At 45.6% G+C, this 21,479-nt stretch carries 19 protein-coding genes; 14 read left to right on the top strand and 5 right to left on the bottom strand.

The features are described from left to right. Positions 1 to 13 precede the first annotated feature (13 nt). Both OVA10_RS25005 and repHI2 read left to right on the top strand, forming a co-directional pair. Positions 14 to 2,158 (top strand): Ig-like domain-containing protein, encoded by a 2,145-nt coding sequence (locus tag OVA10_RS25005; protein WP_268197176.1) that lies wholly within the window; start codon positions 14 to 16, stop codon positions 2,156 to 2,158. 1,107 nt (positions 2,159 to 3,265) lie between these two features. Then, a complete protein-coding gene (repHI2, locus tag OVA10_RS25010; RefSeq protein WP_181566630.1) occupies positions 3,266 to 4,354 on the top strand; it encodes an IncHI-type plasmid replication initiator protein RepHI2 in 1,089 nt (362 codons plus the stop codon). A 2,078-nt stretch (positions 4,355 to 6,432) separates the two neighbouring features. On the opposite strand, the gene OVA10_RS25015 is transcribed toward repHI2, so the two are convergent. The 5 genes from OVA10_RS25015 to OVA10_RS25035 all read right to left on the bottom strand — a co-directional run bounded on the left by OVA10_RS25015 (position 6,433) and on the right by OVA10_RS25035 (position 11,913). Next, the gene (locus OVA10_RS25015; RefSeq protein ID WP_268197177.1) at positions 6,433 to 8,853 is read right to left on the bottom strand and encodes an Ig-like domain-containing protein; all 2,421 of its coding nucleotides are present in this window, start codon (positions 8,851 to 8,853) and stop codon (positions 6,433 to 6,435) included. A gap of 464 nt (positions 8,854 to 9,317) precedes the next feature. Continuing rightward, positions 9,318 to 9,929, bottom strand: coding sequence for a hypothetical protein (locus tag OVA10_RS25020; RefSeq protein ID WP_112823555.1), 612 nt, complete (start codon positions 9,927 to 9,929; stop codon positions 9,318 to 9,320). Positions 9,930 to 9,949: 20 nt separating this feature from the next. Beyond that, on the bottom strand, positions 9,950 to 10,213 hold the full coding sequence (locus OVA10_RS25025; protein ID WP_000149861.1) for a hypothetical protein: 264 nt from the start codon (positions 10,211 to 10,213) through the stop codon (positions 9,950 to 9,952). A 93-nt stretch (positions 10,214 to 10,306) separates the two neighbouring features. Continuing rightward, positions 10,307 to 11,068: a methyltransferase gene (locus OVA10_RS25030; RefSeq protein WP_020833730.1), complete on the bottom strand. Its 762-nt coding sequence runs from the start codon at positions 11,066 to 11,068 to the stop codon at positions 10,307 to 10,309. An 80-nt stretch (positions 11,069 to 11,148) separates the two neighbouring features. Continuing rightward, positions 11,149 to 11,913 carry a hypothetical protein gene (locus OVA10_RS25035; RefSeq protein WP_268197178.1) on the bottom strand — a complete coding sequence of 255 codons (765 nt, stop codon included), beginning with the start codon at positions 11,911 to 11,913 and terminating at the stop codon, positions 11,149 to 11,151. 330 nt (positions 11,914 to 12,243) lie between these two features. Here OVA10_RS25035 and OVA10_RS25040 point away from each other — a divergent pair, with 330 nt between their 5' ends. The 12 genes from OVA10_RS25040 to OVA10_RS25095 form a co-directional block, all read left to right on the top strand. Beyond that, a complete protein-coding gene (locus OVA10_RS25040; RefSeq protein ID WP_250318992.1) occupies positions 12,244 to 12,759 on the top strand; it encodes a hypothetical protein in 516 nt (171 codons plus the stop codon). 103 nt (positions 12,760 to 12,862) lie between these two features. Next, on the top strand, positions 12,863 to 13,300 hold the full coding sequence (locus OVA10_RS25045; protein ID WP_102780083.1) for a hypothetical protein: 438 nt from the start codon (positions 12,863 to 12,865) through the stop codon (positions 13,298 to 13,300). A 176-nt stretch (positions 13,301 to 13,476) separates the two neighbouring features. Beyond that, entirely contained in the window at positions 13,477 to 13,719 is a 243-nt protein-coding gene (locus OVA10_RS25050; RefSeq protein ID WP_268197179.1) for a hypothetical protein, read from the top strand. A 32-nt stretch (positions 13,720 to 13,751) separates the two neighbouring features. Further along, positions 13,752 to 14,003, top strand: a complete 252-nt coding sequence (locus OVA10_RS25055; RefSeq protein ID WP_201484797.1) for a hypothetical protein — start codon at positions 13,752 to 13,754, stop codon at positions 14,001 to 14,003. A 402-nt stretch (positions 14,004 to 14,405) separates the two neighbouring features. After that, positions 14,406 to 16,796: an Ig-like domain-containing protein gene (locus OVA10_RS25060; RefSeq protein ID WP_268197180.1), complete on the top strand. Its 2,391-nt coding sequence runs from the start codon at positions 14,406 to 14,408 to the stop codon at positions 16,794 to 16,796. Positions 16,797 to 17,231: 435 nt separating this feature from the next. Continuing rightward, positions 17,232 to 17,702 carry a hypothetical protein gene (locus OVA10_RS25065; RefSeq protein ID WP_000170637.1) on the top strand — a complete coding sequence of 157 codons (471 nt, stop codon included), beginning with the start codon at positions 17,232 to 17,234 and terminating at the stop codon, positions 17,700 to 17,702. 48 nt (positions 17,703 to 17,750) lie between these two features. Further along, entirely contained in the window at positions 17,751 to 18,047 is a 297-nt protein-coding gene (locus tag OVA10_RS25070; protein ID WP_000581857.1) for a type II toxin-antitoxin system RelE/ParE family toxin, read from the top strand. 44 nt (positions 18,048 to 18,091) lie between these two features. Next, entirely contained in the window at positions 18,092 to 19,237 is a 1,146-nt protein-coding gene (locus OVA10_RS25075; protein ID WP_268197181.1) for a flavin reductase, read from the top strand. Positions 19,238 to 19,639: 402 nt separating this feature from the next. Then, the gene (locus tag OVA10_RS25080; RefSeq protein ID WP_268197182.1) at positions 19,640 to 20,017 is read left to right on the top strand and encodes a hypothetical protein; all 378 of its coding nucleotides are present in this window, start codon (positions 19,640 to 19,642) and stop codon (positions 20,015 to 20,017) included. A gap of 91 nt (positions 20,018 to 20,108) precedes the next feature. Then, positions 20,109 to 20,537 (top strand): hypothetical protein, encoded by a 429-nt coding sequence (locus OVA10_RS25085; RefSeq protein ID WP_268197183.1) that lies wholly within the window; start codon positions 20,109 to 20,111, stop codon positions 20,535 to 20,537. 64 nt (positions 20,538 to 20,601) lie between these two features. After that, positions 20,602 to 20,859 carry a hypothetical protein gene (locus OVA10_RS25090; RefSeq protein WP_268197184.1) on the top strand — a complete coding sequence of 86 codons (258 nt, stop codon included), beginning with the start codon at positions 20,602 to 20,604 and terminating at the stop codon, positions 20,857 to 20,859. Between the two features lie 155 nt (positions 20,860 to 21,014). Further along, positions 21,015 to 21,479: hypothetical protein (locus tag OVA10_RS25095; protein WP_268197188.1), on the top strand; the 465-nt coding region annotated here is incomplete at its 3' end.

Raw genomic sequence — 21,479 nt, forward strand, 5'->3', positions numbered from 1 at the left:
CTATGGAAAGGATATGGCTCTACCGGCGCTCGGAGAAGGGAGCTTTACTGTAGTCAATGAGACTCTGGATATTCGCCAGACTGTAGTAAGCACATCTACTTATCATTTCATCGTTGATACAACTCCGCCACGGTATAAGAATATTTATCCGAGTCAAAACGCAGGTTACGACATGGTACTTTCTGGGCCTCTTTGGGAGTTGGGCCGAGGCGGTAGTGGCCAGTTTTCTATTTTTGCAGACGGTATTGAGGATGCTAGTGGAATTGACAAGATCCGTCTTGTCATTAAACGAAGTAATGGCTCAGTGGTCTCCGACAATAACCTGAGTTATGACACAGCCAATAAACGTGCGTTCTATCCGTGGATTAAAGATATGAACACCCAGGCTGGCATGCCCTCAAGTGATCTTGATGAAGAATTCACCTTCAATTTCATCGTTACGGACCTGGCAGGAAATACGCTTAACATTCCTCCCCAGCGTTTTTTATATGACGATCAAATGGGAGAATTTACGCCATTTGCAGTTCATGACTCACGTGTAAGCACCAGTGTTGTACCCGGCATTTCTTCGGGATACGTCCCGTTTAAACGAGGCCTTACAGTGCTGGAAAACCCCTACAAGTTGGTTATACGTATCCCAAGAACTAACTGGAAGCCATATCGAAATGGTGGCATGAGCATTACCAATAACTATGGCGGAGTACAGGTCCTTTCCGAAGATGCCACCTATGTCTACGTGGAAGTTAAGCTGCCACAGGGTGCCTTGGATGGAAACTACTATAGACCTGTGAATACATATCAATGGTCTGGAGGAGATCTTGGTCAGTATGCCAGCTGGCTCAACTGGGATCCTGCCTCAGTAAAGAGTCCGGCGTGGGGAAGTTCACCTATCGAACGACAAAAGGCCGATGGTACATGGTTCAACAGCGTAAACTGGACTAATTTCAAGGCATCTGATATGCCTATAAAACTTACCACTATCCGATTCAATGTACAGGCCAGGCCATATGATCAAAAAATCACCGGCGGAGCAACATGCAGTATTCCGGCAGGTTCAACATCCTGTACTGTCTCTTTACCCCAGGACATTATAAATGGCACCACCGGCTATCTTCATAGTGGCTATGAAGTACGGTCAACCACCGAAGCAACCTTCTTTGCCCCAATATGGGAGAATATAGCCTGGCATACACTGGGGCCCTCAGTCACTGGATTCGATTACAATGAAACCACCAACATTCTCCAGGTTTACGTGAATCAACCTGGAGATGGCTCATATTTCGACCATGTTTATGTAAATCGAGTTTGGTTGTCAGATAAAAACCGTAACAACGCAGAAATAAGCGTAACCGGCAAACAAACTGGTAGAAATATGGCGTCTGGTAACTACACGTATGAGTTCAACATGAAAGAGGTACCAGAAGGCAGTTATAACGTGGTGATTAATGCCCAGGATACATTCAACAATACCGGTAATCGCCCTTATCAAACGGTTGTCGTTGATAATACAGCACCATCTGTAAGTATTAGCTACGAAGGAAAACCAATCAGCAAAGACGTGACGGTATATGGTCTGGAGAACATCCGTATACAGCTCACCGATGCTCTAACTAAACCATCCTTAAGCCGTATGACTCTTCGCGGTGGCCCTGTTTCTGATGCGGTTGAATTGTCTTGGGTGAATCTGGGAAACAACCTGTATGCACCTAATTATCCAAAGATCTTTCCGTCTCTCAATGAAGGCGAAACATACACTCTCACAGTTCAGGCCAAAGATGAGATGAACAACGTTAAAGAGAGCTCAGTTGAATTTAACTACCTTCCAAACAATCTCGTCCGGCTAGAGAATCTGAAAACCTTAGCAGTCAATGCCTCTCTTAAAACGTCTGACAATACTCCTCTGGCTGTTCTGTATGCCAGCCAGCTGCGTAAAAAGGATGGTTCAATCGCTACAGGGCTCCAGGACGCAGTGCTTACTGTCCGTAAGGACGCTGCATTCGGCGTGACTGTAAATGGCGTTTCTGCGATGCCAGGAGAAAGCAAAGAGCTTCAACTGGATTTGGGGCTCGGAGACAGCCGTAGCTTTCCTATTTTCCCTGCTGTTTCCGGCCTTACTGGCAGGTCTGAGTTCATGATTAACATTGAAGAATTAAAATAAAGCAGGGCTGTTTGGCTGAAGCACAATGGCCACCTTCTGATGCGCCGTAGCCCATGTAGTTGCAAATCAGTTCGACGTTCATTGCGTATGTAACGCTTACTGCGGACCATGGTAGTGATTAGACTCACTACCATGGTCATTTCACCACATATGTTCTCTGCATTGCTCTTGTTGGGGAGACTAGTAACTCGTCACTAAATTGCAGCTTTTGTCTTGCTAAGTCGCTGGTAGAACTGCACTACGATATCGTCAAAAGATTTTATCCCTAATGTAGATCCAATAAATGATCCCAAAGGTGCCAGAGAGTACAAAGAAGATCCCGGTACGCTGTAGGCCGCATGGATACTGGGCTGGAGCATTGTCACTGACAACAGTAGCGACATAAGTGACAACGGGAGTGACTTAAAAGACAATGGTAGAGACTATTTCGACGTTGGTAATGATTTTAAGTGACAATGGTAGTGAGGTTAGACTTACACTTCCACTGTGAGGTAAGGTGACTCGCATTCTTTAAATAAGTCATTACTTTCAGTTACTTGCGACACGAGTCTGCATGTCTGCTTCTATTTTTCAAAATTTTATCCACCGAAAATGCCTGTGCCTGTGGTTTGGCTTTGTCGACAGTTTTTATCAGGGAGGCAAGTTGATTCCTGTATAAGAACTAAGCTTTTATTTATCCCCATTTTCCACAAGGTAGTTCCAATAATTAGTACCTTAGTGTTCCTGATAGATCAAAAGAGATCCCTGCTGCCTCTAGGCCAGACGGCACAAGGCCTGAGACGTGATCAGTGACAACAGTAGTGATTATTTTGACATTGGTAGTGATTATTATGACGTTGGTAATGAGTTTTTTGACATTAGTAGTGATCAGAGCGACAATAGTAGTGACTTTTTATTAGATCTTATTAACTTGATTTGATCCGTTGTTGATAAGAGTTGTAGGTCATTGTATGCAAAGAGTTTTTGCTAAATTTTAATGAGTGGTGTCGCTTTTTTAGGTAGAACTTATGCACAGATATGGATCATCACAATGATCCATCCAGTGACATAGAGTTCGCTGGGGCTTACTATTCACCAATCTGTTTACACATTCAGTGATAACTTATTATGACTAAAGAGAAAGATACTGAGCAGCAGGACCTGGTCACCAGGGCTTTCTCTGTTAGAGAGAAAGAATCAGGTAAAGACATCATTTTGCGTCCCAATAGCAACCGTACGGTGCAGTCTATCGCTTTGATGCGGCTCGGGCTGTTCGTCCCATCACCTAAGAGTGTGGGGCGTCAAAATCGGGAATATAAAACGGTTGGCTTTGACGCAACGAAAGAGTTACAGACGCTCTCTTTAATGGAGAGTGAGGGGTTTACCAATATTTCAATTGTCGGTGAGCGTCTTGATATGTCAGTAGATTTCAAGACGTGGATGGGCATCATTCGAACCTATGCAAATCATCCGATTAACCAGGACAAAATCAGCTTAAAATTCACTGAATTCCTAAAGCTATGTACACCTGAAAATTATCGATCATCTACAGCTTCCAGAAAACGTATTGACGCCTCCTTACGCAGGTTGGCATCCGTCACCTTGTCGTTTACCAGTAATAACTCTTCCAAAGTCTACACAACGCACCTGGTACAGTCTGCCCTGTTAGACCCGGAATCAGATCAGGTAGTCCTTCAAGTTGATCCTAAGATTTTCGAGCTCTATCAATACGATCATAAAGTTTTGATGCAATTGAAGGCAATTAAAGAGTTGGCCAAGAAGGAAAGCGCACAGGCTCTCTATACGTTCATAGAGTCATTACCGCCTAATCCTATACCGATCTCCCTTACTCGACTGAAAAACCGTCTGAACCTCAAGACACGAGCAAATAGCCAGAACGCTACAGTGAGAAAGGCTCTTGAAGAGTTGGCATCAATAGGATACCTCCAGTACACCGAAATAAAGAAAGACGGCAAAGTATACTTCCAGATTCATAAGCGGGATCCCGATCTGAATTTGAACAATATTCAGGCTCCTTTAGAAGAGGTTGAAGATGAAGAAGATACTTCTGGGTCTTCTGTTTTAGAAGGAGAGTTATGTCCACCAGCTGACCCGATTGACGGCGACGATGTTCTCACCGTCCATGATTTAACTGCTGAAGAACTGCTCTATATTCGTAGTCTTCGAAGCCAGAAAAAGAACAGCAGCGCCAGCTAAAGTTAACCCGGCGGTTCAGGCTCCGCGTGCTAAATTACTTCTTCGATTTTCGTTAGTCCCAGCCCGCTCTTTCACGTCAACGGTAATGAGTCAAAAGTCATTACCGTTGTCATTGTTCTCTACCACCCTAAGTAGATCGAGATTGCGAAATTCAACGCTTTCTCCTGAGTCACCTGTTAACACCCGGTTTCTACGCTTTACTTCATTGGCCAGTACATCCAACGGAAAATATCGTAACGGGGTGACAATGGCAGTGAGTTGACCCACTCACTACCATCGACATTCAAATCCCGGCTTCTCTGGTAGCTATAGTGACAATGGTAATGATGTGTACCTTACTGGCATTGTCATTGTCCTCCGAGTGTGCGTTCAGCTTTGGGAGGACACCGGAACTTAATGCGGCGAGTCACGGCCATTGTGAATCTCGATTGGATTGGCGAATACGGCTTCCGGTTGGGCCAGATGTCAATGGTTATGCTTCATCCAGCTCATTACTGTAGTCATTGCCGTTCAGCTGAGCTGATGCTCCTCTCATTCTATATGGCGACAACGGTAGTGAGCCCAGAAAGTGACTACCGTTGTCATAGCCGTCCAGTAGAGCGGGTCAACCTCTTAAATCACAGGGTGACAACGGTATTGAGCCCAGAAAGTCACTACCGTTGTCATGGCCGTCTGGTTAAGCGGATCAACCTCTCAATTCACAGGGTGACAATGGTAGTGAGCCCAGAAAGTCACTACCGTTGTCATAGCCGTCCCGTTGAGCAGATCAACCTCTTAACTTACAGGATGACAACGGTAGTGAGCCTATTAAGTCATTACCGTTGTCATTGCCATCCAGAAGAGCGGATGATCCTCTCAATTCATACGGCGACAATGGCAGTGAGCCCAGCAAGTCACTTCCGTTGTCATAGCCTTCCAGAAGAGCAGATGAGCCTCTTAATTAACAGGGTGACAACGGTAGTGAGTTCATTAAGTCATTACCATTGTCATGGCCGTACAGCTGAGCTGATCATCCTCTCAATTCACACGCCGACAATGGTAGTGAGCTATTAAAGTCACTACCATTGTCATAGACGTCCAGTTAAGTGGACCATCCTCTCAATACACACGGTGACAACGGTAGTGAGCCATTAGAATCACTACCGTTGTCATTGCTTTTCAGGTGCACTGATAAGGCTCTCAATAGACACGACGACAATGGCAGTGAGCAATTAGAGTCACTTCCGTTGTCATTGCTTTCAGCTAAGCTGATAAGGTACGTCATTTACACGATGACAATGGCAGTGAGCCAATCGAGTCACTACCGTTGTTAATGCCGACCAACCGAGGGAAGGTTCCGCTCAAAGAACTGAGTGACAACAGTAGTGAGATCATCCAATCACTACCATTGTCAGCTTAAACCTGTAGGACGAAGAGGCTTGTCCGATAAAATGATGACAATGGAAATGAGCCTATCCATCACTACCACTGTCATTAAAGTCCAGCGGTTCAACGTTAATCAGTAGCTCCGGATGACAATGGTTGTGAGTCAGGCAATTCCCAAGAATTAGGTGACAGCAGCGTAACACCTCTAAGCTCACTCCTGTTGTCAGGGGTTAGGGTATTGAGTCTCTACCGTCGTCAGTGTTTCTGAGACACCAGTATTGCAGATCACTACAATTGTCACTTAAATATCGACGGGGGAATAGATGCAAGTGACTGGCTAACCAGTACCAGTTTAGATTCAAAACGATCCCATCTTTGTGGATGCACTTGAGTAAGCTCGTATGACGATATGTCAGAGAAGTGACAACGGGAGTGAGTTGCCGGACTCACTCCCGTTGTCATCCCCGGTTGAAGGAAGAGAATCCCCGGGGCTGTATATTTACCGGGTATCCTTACTCAAGGGTTTCGACACTCACTCCCATTGTCGTAATCAACGAATGTGCATTGTCTTTTGAAAGCATCGCTGGAAACGTACGATTAAAGTAACTTTTCTTTCGGTTCTTCCTTGCGAATCTCTAAAGACGTACTGGCTGATCGGAGTCAAGGAGGGCAGTAAAATTGAAGCCGTCAGTTTTACTGTCGGCTCCGGGTAGTTACTTCAACTCGTCGATCTGAATCATGAATTCTGAGGTGCCAACTTTCCCATTTTCGGAAGGATAAACGGGTAACAGAAGATTATCCCCCTGGCCCATATCTATTTGCACCTCAACTGACTCGCCTGGAGCCGCCTGTGCCCCATTAAATTTAATACCGAAGGCTGCATCCTTCCGCACAGTCAGCGTTGCGTTCTGGACCCCTTTAGCAATTTCTCCATTTGTCTTACGCAGAACGTTAGTGGACAAGTACGCAAGTGGTACGCCATCTGTCGTTTTGAGAGGCGAACTGACCGATAATGTGCGTAGATTATGTAACTGCACAAGGTTATTCGGTAGATAACTGAACTTCTGAGTATAGGTTTTGGTATTCGACTGACTATCGGCAACTGTTACGCTAATTGAATAATTTTCAGATGGTTCGAAATTTGGGAACAGCCTCGGATACTCAGGCATGTATGTATCTTTGCCTGCCGGTGACCACGTAAGCTCAACGTTATCAGCTGTGGGGCCACCTACGAGCTGAAGACGGGTTATCCTCGGGGTTGTCAGATTATCTGCCAGAGCAATCCTGAGGTTCTCCAGGCCGTACACTACCGTATCGTCTTTTACCGGCTTTCCGTCGAATGTTATGGCCACTGTCGGAGGAGTGTTATCCAGAGCAATTTCTCCGAAAGTTTTATTGGTCTGGTTCTGGAAGAAGTCCCTGATGTTGACCTCAACGTTGTATTTTCCTTCAGACTGACGGGATAAATCATATGCAATCGTGTAGTTACCTGAGATACGAGATTTGATTACTCCTGTGGGTGACATCCGGGTACCAGTGTTCTTATCGGAAAGATAAAATTCCCTCAATGAGACCGAGTCGAACCAGTTACCATCGCCTTCAAGTGACGCCAGTACATCCAGCTGCTTGTTAGTCTCGTCATATGATATCGAGTTTATTACCGGCAGTTGTTTATTGTTCCAACGTGTCATAATCCATTGCTCAGACCGCAAAATGGGATTGCTGATGCTGCGAACGAAGTAAAGGATTCTATTGTAGCCTTGGGTACCCAAGGCCATATCAAACGTCTCAGGCGCTTCACACGAGGTTTTTCCTGCCGGAATGGTGCAGGTCGCCTTACCGCCGATCTCTTGTGCAAAGGGCCGGGCTTCAACGTTAAAACGAAGTCGGGAAATTTTAATTGGCAGTCGTGATGAAGCCACACTCTCAAAATCCTTCCACTTAACCCAGTTCCCCTTATCATCGAGGAAATCTACCCAGGTACCCGCAAATGCAGGCGTTTGGTTTGCAGATGGGTTTAGAACGAGGCTGTATGACGGATAATACCCTCCCCACTGGCCAAAGTTCGCCATACGAGCCATATCCCCATTAATTGAGCCATAGGGAAGAGTCATTTCAACATAAGCATAAGTGCTGTCTACAGCTATCTCTTTGGGGGCGGAATATTGATTGATGAACTGAAGCCCACCTTCTGAATAAGCACGGTAGTTAGATTTTGGGATCCGGTAGACTAATCGAATAGGGTTTTCGTTAACGACCATACCGGCTTTGTAAGCCGGATAATTAGAAACCCCGGGTACGACGCTGGAAGACGTATTTGGATCATGAACGGCCCACAGTGTCATCTCACCCAGCGTGTTGTCGTAGCGAAATTTTTGAGTTGGCAGCGTTCGGCTATTACCTGCGTTATCGAAGATAACAACTTTTGCAGTAAAGTCTTCATCCAGGTTGCTGTCTGGTATTCCGGTTCCCTTAACTGAATTCTTAGAGTAAGTGTGGTACATCTTCTGGCCGGATACGTCATACTGCATCTGTGTAGTGCTGTAGAGGCTACCGTCCTGCCTGTAAATATATATTAGGCCCTTATCAATACCATTTACATCACTTACGCCCGAAGAGGTGAAGTCATACTGCCCCGTTGCCTCTAATCCAAGCTTCCACACGTCACCAGCGGTAGAGCCAGAACCAGTATTAGCGGTAAGAGCATTTGCCGCTGGAGGGGTGACATCAATTAGCCAGTTATAGTTATAGGTCGCTACAGGCTTCTGATTGAGATCTAAGACGTTTATCTGAACGACAAATTTGCCTTCACCCAAAGCAGGCAAAGTTACTTTTTTGCCGTAGAACTCACTACCGTCAGCAGCTGTTAGTCGGTCTGATACACCCGTCCGTGTAGTCGTAGTATTAAGAATGACAGTTCCAGTGTCTTTCGTGACTTTGACATTAACGAAACGATCAAGACCTGAAATAAGTGTCAAAGTTACCGGTGATGCCGGATTAAGCATAAGACGAGAAGCCGGGGCGTGGATCTCAATACCGTTCGTGTCTTTAAAGGCCGATTCATATATCTGAGCTGGGGCCTGAACAGACATACCGAGTCCGGCTACAGCAGTAATAAAAGCGAGATGTTTCATTCTTATTCCCCTTTAGGTTTGGTGTTATTTTAAGCTTTTCCTAAAGGTCACTATGTTCGTAAAAGTATAAAAAACTTCTCCATATGGTGCTCGAAATTACAAATCTATAATTTGCCTTTCGACAAACCTTATTGTGCGTTCAGGACGAAAATCTTTCTTTTTGGAATTACATCTGACATTGCTGTGGTATCCAAACTGGCAACGATTGCAAAACTTATAACATTAGCCTGAAACTATCGGCATCCACATATCGCATTAAGAGATGCTTTTACTTTGTGTAAAAAAGAATCAGGATAAATTAGGTATGTCAGATATAAATGCGTTAACGGACGGCATATATGAATCAAAACCTGGCGGCATTACGCCACCAGTCGAGAGGGGAGTGAACCTCAGTCAGTACGTCTACCTTCGTTCCGCAAGGCGCTTCTTGTTGTGAATTACAAACTGCCCTGGCGAGAACTGCATCATTTCACCCCCAGCAACACACGTGCCTCTTCAACGGTTTGCCACGAAGGCATTGCTACGCCAGATTGACTGCCGTTGCCTCTGCGCTCACCGGTGTCACATTCTACATAAAGACGCATCAGCATCGCTTCTATTTCAGCGGCCCGGCTATTATCCATTACCAGTTCTGCTGCGCGTCGTAGCTGTTCTGGAATGTCATTCCACATTCCCGCACCACTTCTGTCTTTGTTAGTGAGCAAGTCTTCAATAGCAGATGAAGCCATGTTAAGCAGGTCAGCCGAAACTAAAGGCATCGGCGGGGCGGTATAGAGGATTCGACGTCTTCCGCGTCTGTCTGGATCGTATTTATCATAAAAAGCTTTGTTCACATCTTCCCAGTGCCACTGAAGTTGCCCGGTTGCGTCATGGTGGCAAAACTCGCACTGATAAACAGGCGCAATCGACATAACTGCCTTTCCAATACGTGCCAGTACAGCAACTTCGTCAGCTCTAAGACTCATTGCTTCGCTTGGGTTACTACCCTCGGCAAATTCCAAAATTTGTTCAATACGTTCTGGTGTGAAAGTGGTCATAGGCTTTGAAAACATATTTTTTCCAGTTGTGCTTACCATATCATCAGGCCTTAAGAGCGTTAGCGAATAATTAACAGGTCAGGACCAAAACTAAATCCTTCCCCCATACGGTCTTCATGACGGGAGACATATGCCTTACCGTATTTCTCCAGATCCTGTAAGCGATCTTTTGCCAGATTCCACGAGTATTCCTGGCCCCACACGGGTCCGTCACGCCCGTCAAAGCGGTCAGGTTTACAATTTGCTTTCAGAAGTGCGTAGACATGCTCCAGCGTGGGTAGCTGCAAAGCACTATTAGCCTGAGAAACGGCAGTATGCGTCATTTCTGTTCACTCTTTATTGATTTAGTCAGTTAAGCCGGTCAGGTAACTTTAACCGGCTACTCGTATTAAGATTTCTTTCCGGTTGCTTGTCAGTTAGCGGCGAAGATCAATTTCAAGGCGGGCTGTTTTGACCTTTGTTCCGGACTCCCTAAATGTATCATCCGGAAGAGGCGAAATTTGTCCGCCAAGTTGTTTGACTCGCTCCCTGAGCGCTTTTGTCAGTGTGTCTTCCCGGAACAATACCCCAGCTGACAGAATAGCCTGTAAGCGACCTCGCTTAGCGAGCATTGCGATGGCATGCATGACATGTTTAACGTCAGAGCGTTTAAGGAATGGTGGATTCATAACGATAACATCAAAAGTTTCATCGGGCTGGTACCCAAGAAAGTCGGTATGCACCAGCTCGACCCCTGTGCTAAGGACACTATCGTTCTTCACTGCAAGGAATCGCTCATCGTTCAATTCGATCCCGGTAATCAATGCATCCGGAGCCGCCAGTTTTAAGGCTTTCAGAATGCGGCCATCACCAAACTCAGGCTCCAGTATACGTTCCCCGGCAGCTGGTTCAGCGCGTAGAACCATATCTGTGACTAAATTCTCAGGGGTAGGGAAGAAATTGAACAAATCACGTGGGATGTCGACCGAACCTGTCAGAATGATTTGCTCGATACGCTCAGCTGCATCCGCCGTAAAAATATGTGCCTGCTCTTTTCGGTTCCATTTGCCACCGGCAGCTTCCAGCACTTTGTTTGTCTTAACATAAATGCTGCGGTCGAGCTGGTCGGCCAGGAAAAGAAAGTTCCCTTCAGCACGGCAGCGAGATAAGACGTTCAGAACTTCAGTTGAGATTTGCATTAAAACTCCATTAAGAGGATTTACCCGCCTGGCGGCAGCGGGTTGGTTACTTAAACAGGACAATTCAGATTTGGCCTTGGTTAGTCGGCAGATAACAGCAGGGATGGGCTGTTATAAGAGAAGCGATCGACGGGAGCCTTATCAAAGCGCTGATCGCTTGCATCAGGAGTCAGAACGAGTCCGTTATGGGCACAATGAATGTGGAGCAACATATCCCCGCCGGTGTTGATGTGTAAGGCAGGCACACCCTGATCGATTTCGAACATGACACCAAAACAGGGGTCACCTTCCTTATTCACAACTTCACAGTGGATGTTATGTTGCCCGGTAACGCTGACCTGATAGGCCTGACTGTCCTCTTCTGGTAGTGTTTCCTCCTCCAGGCGCCAGTCCTGAAGTGTGAGGCTAATTTCAGGGGTGTCATGCTCATTCTGAAGAGCCTGGATACCTTTACGGAACAGCTGCATCATTTCAGGAGTAAGGCAGTCTTCCTCAGCTCCAAAATGTTCTTTCCAGCCTTCAGGATCTGCATACATCCAGACGTTTTTAGCGAGCGAAGGTAAGGAAGCATCAGGCTCTACAATTAGGTGAGGAATGCTCTCTTTGATTCCGAGATAACGTACCGGCTGGCCATTAAGCGGTAACCCATCCGGCACTGTACCTTCTGCTCCTGGCAATACGACTCTGTTTACCTGACCTCCACAATGTTCGGCCACCACGCGTCCTAAATCTGCCATAAACATCTGATACTTTTCTGGTGAGTCCAGCTCACCAAGGAGTTCAGGTTTAAGCAGTAATCCGGTAATAATCTCATTCAATTCACGAGGAGATACTAATTTAGACATTTTGTTTTCCTTTTCTGTGTTGGCTTTATATTACCAATCCAGCTAAACGAGCTAATAACTTCCACGCAACTTTTTCAAAAATTATTTACTTAAAGCAGGGGGCTAATAGGCGCAATAAATGAATTTAGGAAGGATGGCTTCAAATATAACGTTTTTGTTTTTTATTTTAGACGGACCTTAAAATAGCATCGCTGGTAAAATAATAAATATGGTTTATTTTTTGTTTGTATTGACAATCAAATGGGTATAAATTAATTTACTTGCATGGCGTATATTTAACTCCACCGCCCCGGCGGCACCGGGCATAAAAGGTAAACCATCTTGAAACCGATGCTCAAAAAAGATTTTTTTTCAGCTATTGAAAACCTTCTCAAAGCTGGCTTTCAACCACGCTTTTACACCGTTAACAGTGGCCGAATCGGTCTCATTACGTTCATTGATAAAAATGGAACAAAACAGGTCGAACAGGTTTATTCCTGCACATCTTTAGCCGCCAATACTTTTGGAAAGCGCTTCACCACATGGTCAGAAGAAATTTTTCAAAAGCATAAAGAAAAAAAAGTAGCTGATTCCGGGATCGAGGTTGGTAGCCGTGTCTGGGATAAATTGATGTATACGGTGCGCACCATTTCAGAAATTCGTACTGGGGGTGTGCTGGTGCTGGATAACGGTGCACAGCGTACACTGGATGAAGTTCAGAAACCGGCTCCAGAAGCAAAACAGGTAGAGCCAAAGGAAATCTCATCACTTCAGGAGCTGCTGAACGCTTCCAAAAATCTGGAGCCGACTTCGCCTGAACTAATTGCGGCTCTTAAACAGGCTCAGTCAACCGCCATAAAACGGTGAATGCAACGGCAGCCTGGCACATCAGGCCTTATCAGAGATTAGGCCTGAAAAGCACTTACGTAACGATATTCCACCTAATTCCCCTCTGAGGAGATAGCCCTAAATGGCGATGAATAAAAAAGAACAAGCCGCCTATGATGAGCTGATGGCACAGGCCAGAATAAACCGCGCTTTACGCTGGTCTGACTATAGCGTTGAACGCGATATGCCCGTACCAGAGGTCTCGGGTGAATACCAAAATGGCTGGAGCTTCAACACCGCCACTGGCACTGTTTATCCGACATGGAGCGGAACTACGGTTCACGGCATACGGGAAGAGGGAGAGGTTGTCGATGCAACCTCCCGCCGCATGCGAGGCATGAATGGTAGCCAGAACGGCATACCACAGTACAGCACCAAAGAACGCGCTATGAAGGCATTACGCTGTTCGCTTGAAATCAAGTTTGCCATACAGCTGGATGCCGTAGATAAAGCAATCGCAAAAGAATTAGAGTCGTCCACCGCTCGCCGAAAGAGCGATACCTCAGATGCCAAATGGTAAACCATCAAATCAGGCCCGTAATCAGAGGGGCCTCAACGCCCTGAAAGAGGCGGTTCCAGCGACGGCACAATTACAGATGCGGGTTACCCCTGATCGGAAACTGCGTTACGTCAGTCAAGCAAAGGCCGAAGGTTTGGGTCTAACAGACTGGGTCCAAAAGCATATGGACAACGTGTGTGATCTGGCAGGCCAGCCCGACACAACCATGTACAAAGATGATGGAGAAACCAGTGGCCAAAAATAACAACAGTCTCAAACAGCATGTTTTCAATATGCTGTCGGCTGGCAGCGAACTTAAAGAAGTGAAGCGTTTTCTCACCAGCAAGCGCCTTAAAGCCCGCCAGGCAGTATCAATGATCCACGAGCAGGCGATTGCTGTACAGAACACTGAGTACATGAATTATCCGGCTTATAGCTAACTGGTAACAACAATTTCAGAGAGATTCTTAAAATGAGCGTAAACCCAGAATATACCAGGATTCAGAATGTCCAGATCGTTCGCGAGCAAGATGGACAGAAGGAAGTTGTTCGAGTCTATGATGAAGATGGCGACGTGGTTCTATGTTTACCTTCCTATATTCAAAATGAGGAAGTAAATCATATTCTGCGCCGGATGAATGACGTATATTCAATCGGATATCGTGTAGGTGATGCAGCCCGCCGACGCGCCATCAAAAAAGCGCTGGGGGATGATGAGGAGTAAGGCCATTTTTACTGGCAAGATATCTGTATACCGGAGTCTTTGAGTACGTTCTGATGGCTCCGGATTATTAATACTCTTTCACTCATGTAATAAAAAACAAAGCAAAATTCTTTCGCTAGTGTAGTTTTAAATGCACTATTCATTAAATGTAATGAGCATCATTTGTCAATACGCATGGCGTTCTTAATGGCTATTAAGATAGTTCTGCTTTCGCTTGCCTCTGGAAATTGGGAAAACCTAATTTTAATCCTATCAAAAAGTAACTTTACTGGTTTTGTTGCATTCAAGTAAACAACACAAGTCCCACCGGGCAGAAAAGAAAAACATCAAAAATAGCCATTTTCCCGAAAAGATTACAAACACTGAAAAAGTATCATGGGGAACCTGATCAGGAGACAACCCATGAAAATCAAACTAGCCCTGCTTATTGCATTTGCAGGTTTCAGCGCAGGAGCTTCCGCTGAAATCGCCGAATTCAGCTTTAAAGATACCCTGAACGTTAAAAAGACCGTATCGCCTGCATCCGTATGGATTAATCCGGTAACGAGCTTTGACGTTGCCGTTATTTCCGGACTGGATCGTTATATTACGCTCAGTCTGCTGAAAAGTGATGGGAGCCTCATCTGGAGCACGAAAAGCAGCCTGGTTACCGTTGATGACCGCACCACATCCTCGACAGGCTTTGATTATTACGGCAAGACTCTGACCGTACCAGCGATGGGAGAAGATAGCTTCACCCTTAGAGAGGTGATTACCGACTTGCAAGGGAAGGAGGTCTCCCGGCAGGATTACCCTCTTGCAATTGATCGAACGGCTCCGGCAACGGGTACCATAAGTTATACGAGAAACGGGTGGAACTTTGGCAGCGAAGCGATCTTCACTTCAGTACCAGCCGGTATGCAGTACGCCAGCGTCCAGGCACTGGTCTTTAATGGACTGAGTGATAAAGGTTCCGGGCTTGCTAATGCTGAATATTTCATAACCGATGCCGCTGGAGTGGAGCGTAAAAAGCCAGCGGAAATTAATACAGTGGAAGGTAGCGTAACCGTTCAAGTCGCCGACGCAAGCAGCAATGCCCTGGCACCGGAAAACCGCTCTGAATATAAAGTGGGGATCTACCTTTATGACAAAGCGGGAAACAGGAGCGAACTAAGCCGCCGAAGCGTAATTGATCGGGTTAAGCCTGACGATATCATCCAGGTGCAGGACGCCACTACCGGATCATGGGTCTCCTATCAGTCTGGGATGACCGTCTTCCAGAACCCTATTTCCGTACGGGTATTAAGGAAAAAAAGTGACTTTACTGCTGTTAACGGTTCCAAATATGGCTGGGCGGACTCGAATTTCCAGACCTCCGATAGCACCTATAATATCTATACTTTCAAATACATATATCCAAATGTGGGGGATACTTATCATGAATTTCAGACTCTGGCGGGAGGAGTAAGACGAATTCATCATAACTCCCTAAACTTCACTCCAGCCCCGGCGATGGAAATAGCCCCGAAGATTGTGGCTAAAGAGATGTACCGGAGTGATACCAGTGAGTGGTTAACTCAGGCCTCAATAAGCGTTAAAACCGCCACCATTAGCCGCATAAAGGTAACCGCAGAACCCCGACCATACGTGCAAAAGTTCAGAACGGTAAAAAATGCAGCCTGGTTCTGCACTATTCCTGTCGGACAAAGTTCATGCGAGATGACGGTTAACTTCAACTACACCAGTGACAAAGGATTTGAGTATCTGCACCTTTACTCGGGAAAAGATGGTGACAGCATATTCGATGCGCTTGCTGGTAATTTTACGGTTATCTGGGATAACAACCCACCGGTGGTTAATGTCGCTCAGGTAAACAAGGCCTCCAAGACAATCACTATGACGGCCACCGATAATGATCGCGTCAACGCCTGGAACATCAGCTACTGGGATACCAAAGTTTTCGAAGCCACCCTTAAAAACGCCCGGGGGGAAACTTTCACTCTGAAGCCTGTGACTGTCAGTGAAAGCGATTATAAAACCAAAAACGCCACTTTCTCATACGCTGGTCTACCGGACGGGGATTATACGGTGGTTAGCGTGTCTGCCACGGATCTTGTTGGAAACACCGGAACCAAGACGCTTAATGCACCGCTGAAAATTGACTCAACGCTTCCGGTTATCGCGTTCAGTTTTAATGGCGCAGACGCAGAAGGAAAACTGGTTAAAGGGCTTGAGAACCTTCGCATAAGCGTTACTGATGCCTCTGGGGATGCTTCCCTGGCATCGCTTCAGCTCGCTGGTGGACCTAACTCTGAAAAGGTCACCCTGGCATTCACGCCGCTATCCAAGGATGTCTTTATTCCGGAATATCCCAGAATCTTCCCCAACACTGATGAATCGGGACAGATGTATCATCTGGAGGCTCTGGCTATTGACGAATCAGGTAACCGGACCACTAAAACGCTTAATTTTACCTACCAGCCAGCCAATCTGATTATGCTGGATAATCTCAAGACGCTGGCCACAGCCGTAGCACTGAAAGCAACGGACAACACGCCGCTGGCCATCATCCGAACCAGTGTGTTGCGTCGTCAGGACGGTTCTATCATTACCGGACAGTTAAACGGAACCCTGACTGTTCAGAAAAATGCTCAGTTCGGCGTTACGGTTGCCGGAGTTACGGCCCAGCCTGGTGAAACTAAATCGCTGTCACTGGATCTTGGTAATGGTGAAGAGCGCACATATCCGGTTACTCCCGCTGAAAGTGGACAATCTGGCACGGCAACATTTGCTATAGAATTCCCTCAAACATAAGCCCTTCAGAAGGGTGCGGCAGTATGCCGTACCCTATTACGCCACCCTCAATGTAATATGTAGAGTTGAGCATGACTTAATTATTACTTTCTCATTAAGTGGCTCTAATATTGCAAACGGGAAAGTAATATTCCTGCGAAGGGCTGGACGCCTTCCTTTTGGTTATAAGCTATGATACTAAACCGTATAATCACACCGGAACAATTCCCGCGTTTAAATGGCTGGCACCAGTACACGATTTATCATTGAATGCTTTTTGATGCACCTTTACTTCAGAATGCTCTGAATTATTTCAAACAAAATTATATTTGAATCCTCCGTATATAAATTTGCAGGCCCTCTCTCAATGTTTTTTTGAAATATTTACTCTCAGGTTATTAGCCAGCAGATTCATTCTGTCATGATTACTCCAGAACTAACCGGAGGAATCACATTATGACCAAATATTATGATCGCAGTGGAATTGAAATCTCCAGCGCAAAAATCCGCTGTGTTGATTCTGTAAAAGGTACTGCGGAATATACTTTTCGTATTCTTTGCGATAAATGCAATGGTCGGGGAGAGCGTAAGCATTTTTATAAAAGTCGCTGTATGGCTTGTAAAGCCACGGGTTACAGCCTCGAAACGACCCGCACTGCTTACACGCTGAATGCGCTGTACCGCATTAATGCTCAAGCTGCCCGCAAAGTGTCAGCATCCTTGCAAAACGAGCGTTTGAGGACTGAAAGCGCCCACAGCTCTGCGTTCACTGCATGGTGCAGATCTCATCAAAAAATGGTTGATGCAATCACCCAGCAATCCAGCAGTAATAATTTTCTGGAAAGCCTTAAGTCTTCTTTAACCCACCAGCGGCAGTTAAGTGATAAGCAGCTGGCAGTCGCCGCCCGCATTTTAGGGATTCATTAATTCAAAGCCTTTTAATTTAATTTTAAGGTCAATTATTACGGAGGAACTATGATCCATTCATTTAAAGACAGACGGCTTGAAAAGTTCTTCCGTAATGGAAAAACAACGGCAGGTATTCCTTCTGAAATTATTAATGCGATTCTGTGTCGACTTGAAACGCTGGATAATGTCCAGAGTGAGCGGGAATTATTATCCAACAGCTTGCGTTATGAACGCTTAAGAATGACGTCAAACCGTTATTCCTCCATTCGAGTAAACTCTAAGTATCGATTATTCTTTGAATGGAATGATGGCGCACATAATGTTCATTTGTCAGCACATGATTATAAATCGCTCATCCATTAAGGTTAAAAATGAAGCTATTTTCAATTTCATCCCGGGATACAAGCATGGACGCGATGTTTTATATCCAGGCCAGTACTAAACAACAGGCAAGTTACATATTTAGTACCCTTTCCCCGAAGCCTACTGCGAACTGCCAGCTTACAGATTTGCAGAATGAGACGGTCGTCCCATCCATAAGCCCGATTTCGCTTTCACTTAACCCCTGGTCGATCAATTCTCAGTCCCGAACCCGGGAATTGCGTATGGCCACGCATGGTCTTACCCTGATCTGTGCAGTCACGGATGAGCATACCCGTCAGATAGTCGACTTTTGCGATAACCTTGGACAGCAGCTCAAGGATCCGGACGACAAAAGTGCCTGGGTAAAGCTCATTAATTCTGAATGCGCTTTGCTTAATTCTCCGCGTCTCTATCCCGTTCTGCTTGAGCCGGATACACCGACTCAATTTGAAATCTTTGTGCCAGCTCCGGAAGATGGCGAACACGACACGGTCATAGCCAGCGTTGTTGAAGAATGTTTCGGAGATGAATGCCGGTACCGAGTAACGGACAAAGCTTTTGCAATGTCGGAAAAGCCAGTCATCAGGCTGGAAGCACATTTCAATGACAAACGGGAAAAGGTTTTAGAACTGACCTTTTCCAGTTTCAATCTTTCACTTTCTGCGTCCGTGTATGAAAACCAGCTACGTCAGATTTTATTACTTTGCGAAGATTTTGGCGTAAGGCTTCAGGGTAGAGCCGGGGCATCCTGCCACGTCAATATGCGCAGCGCTTACCGTCGTCTTGCTCATGTCGGTACCGGCTCTCGCCCAGGTGATGAGAGTGATGTGCGGGGCTATACCTCATCCAAAGAGGAAAAAGATGTTAAGGGGCTGCTCGATAAGTCAACCAGGGGAAGTGAGCTTGTACCGGCGAGGCATGGGCAGCAGTTTAACGGTGTTTTAGTGAATGCCACACCCGCATCGGCTACGACGGGTTTTATTTACCTGTCGCATGATTTTCCGGAAGGCCAGTTTATGATGACAGCCGAGGTGTTGCATGTTGGAATAACACCGGGCGGGATCTACTACATTGAAACACTGGACGGATACCGGTTTATCGTAACAGCGTTTGAAAAGGGATTAATGAACGGTTTGAGGGAGTTTTTGGCTGTAAATGAGGACTACTTTAAATCTTACCGCTGGTCTTAGCGTCTGACCTGAAACCGGTAGGCCAGGGAAGGCAACCGGGAAAAGGCAATTTAACCTGATCCTATACCTACGACTATCTTTATCCACTTATAATAGCCTGACCAAATTATAATGCCCGATCACCGCATTTGCTGAAACCTCACATATTCTTCTTATGCTTCCCTGATAATCTTCGACCGCAGGACAAAGGAACGTGATTAAGAAATAATATTTATGAACACATAAAAGTTACTTTTCCATGGTGGCACATCACAAACATTGTGGGTTTCATAATCATTTTTGTTAATTAAAAATGATGAGTTCAATTCTAATTAAAGGCGGTATTTTTTTGAAAGTTTGCTGGAAGGTTATTAGCTGGGGGGTGGGTAACAGTATAATAAGTACAGATGAAAAGGAGGTTTTATGAAAGCGTTAGACGTGGTTTCAACTCAACTCAACTTTATTAATCTGCTGGATCAGGCAGGATATGCTCTTTCAGAAATTGTTGTAAAACGCTTCAGTGCTGCACCAGCCTTTAACCAAGGGCACTGGTTGTTCATTGCAGAGCAGGATAACCGCTACATTGAAGTGGCCTGTATTCTCTCTTTAGCTTCAGAAAGCGGAGAGCAGCATGTTGATGTTTTTATTAATATGTTCGAAGACCCGATTGATGATGTTATTGCACGAAACATTGAAACCAAAACCTTTGGGACGCTTTATAAATACATTGAACGTATACCTTTTACTCCGGGCGTAAAGAAAAAATTCTTGAGCAGTATTGAGAACATCAATTTTAGTTAATCAAAAACCACAACTTTTTGCCACCAAGTTATTAGGTAATGCTATCAACCTGATATCATTACCCTAACATGAATATGAGCGGAGCCGGGTTATGTCTAATAATACTGAAATCATTAGCTGTGATTTATTTTCAACTCTATCTTCACTTAATTTTAGCACCGAGGATATTACAGGTTTGACTCCGGCCAACTTTCGAAAGGGAGCTTTCTTACATGCAAAAATTTCTGCTAGCCAGGCCACGCGAGCGACTGATATTTCCCTTCAATTACTCACGGATCGTGTTACAGGTGCAATGAACTACGTAATAGTAATTGGCAGGCACGAAGGACTCCTGCAAAGCGAAGCAATTGACCCAAACGCTGATAAGCAATACCGGGAAAACCGTCATTCTCGCCATTTTATCCCAGTAACCGATGCCAGTACCAAAGCCCTGAAAAAAACCTGCAAGGTAATGAAAGCATATATTAAAGAGCAGGCATTTAAGCCTAACACCTGGGGGCACAGTTTCATTAAGGGTTGATTTATTCTTGCCCCGGTGAGCCGGGGCAACGCTAAATTAACCTCAACCTGTGCTGGAGGCACAAATGTCTGAAAAACACTTTATCGTAAAGATTCAGAACCGTAACGGCGACCATGAGAAAAGCTATGTTCGTTTAATCGTCAGCGATTGTGAGAAAAATGCTTGCCAGACGGCACTGATTTCCGAGTGTGCTGGCGAGGTTGAACAGCTGAGTTTTGAAGACGGTGGGGTTTATGACTACAACGGCGAAAATCACTACAGTGTCAGGAGCTGCGTGGAGGTTGCCCCTGAAGATGTTGCAACTTTGCAAAGCTACCTTTAACACCTGCGGCATTTTAAAAACTAGCGGGCGTCTGTTACAGGATGCCCCAGTTTTAACCGATTCCTCAAAGATCGCTATCGCTCCTGATACCTGCATTAAGAGCGGGTTTGTGGTAGGTTCACCGTAACAAAACTACTGGAATTATGGTTGCTTCTATGAAGAGCTGCTTTTCTGATTTACCCGTTAAAGACGGCACGTCCGGAACCTGGAAACTGGACACTTTTGAAATTAGCAAAGATAAGGCGGTGAGCCTCGTCCTCCGTGCCGCATATACAGGCAATACAGATGAGTTTATCCCGCCCGGTAGATATCGCCGCTTGTCCAACGGTAGGGATGTGGTGATGTCCAATACCCCGATGGAGATCCGAACCTGCCAGGATTTTATAGAGCGAGCCACCGGGCGGGTGCTCATTAATGGTCTTGGTCTGGGTATGGTGCTTCACGCCATCCTTCAGAAAGATGATGTAACCCATGTCACGGTAATTGAAAAAGAACAGGACGTTATTAACCTCGTTGCAGCCTCGTTTGCAACCGATCCTCGCGTTGAAATTATCCATGCTGATGCAATGGCGTATTGCCCACCAGCAGGCGTTACGTACAACGTCTGCTGGCACGACATA

This window comes from Lelliottia sp. SL45 (assembly GCF_026672535.1).
Taxonomy (GTDB): Bacteria; Pseudomonadota; Gammaproteobacteria; order Enterobacterales; family Enterobacteriaceae; genus Enterobacter; species Enterobacter nimipressuralis.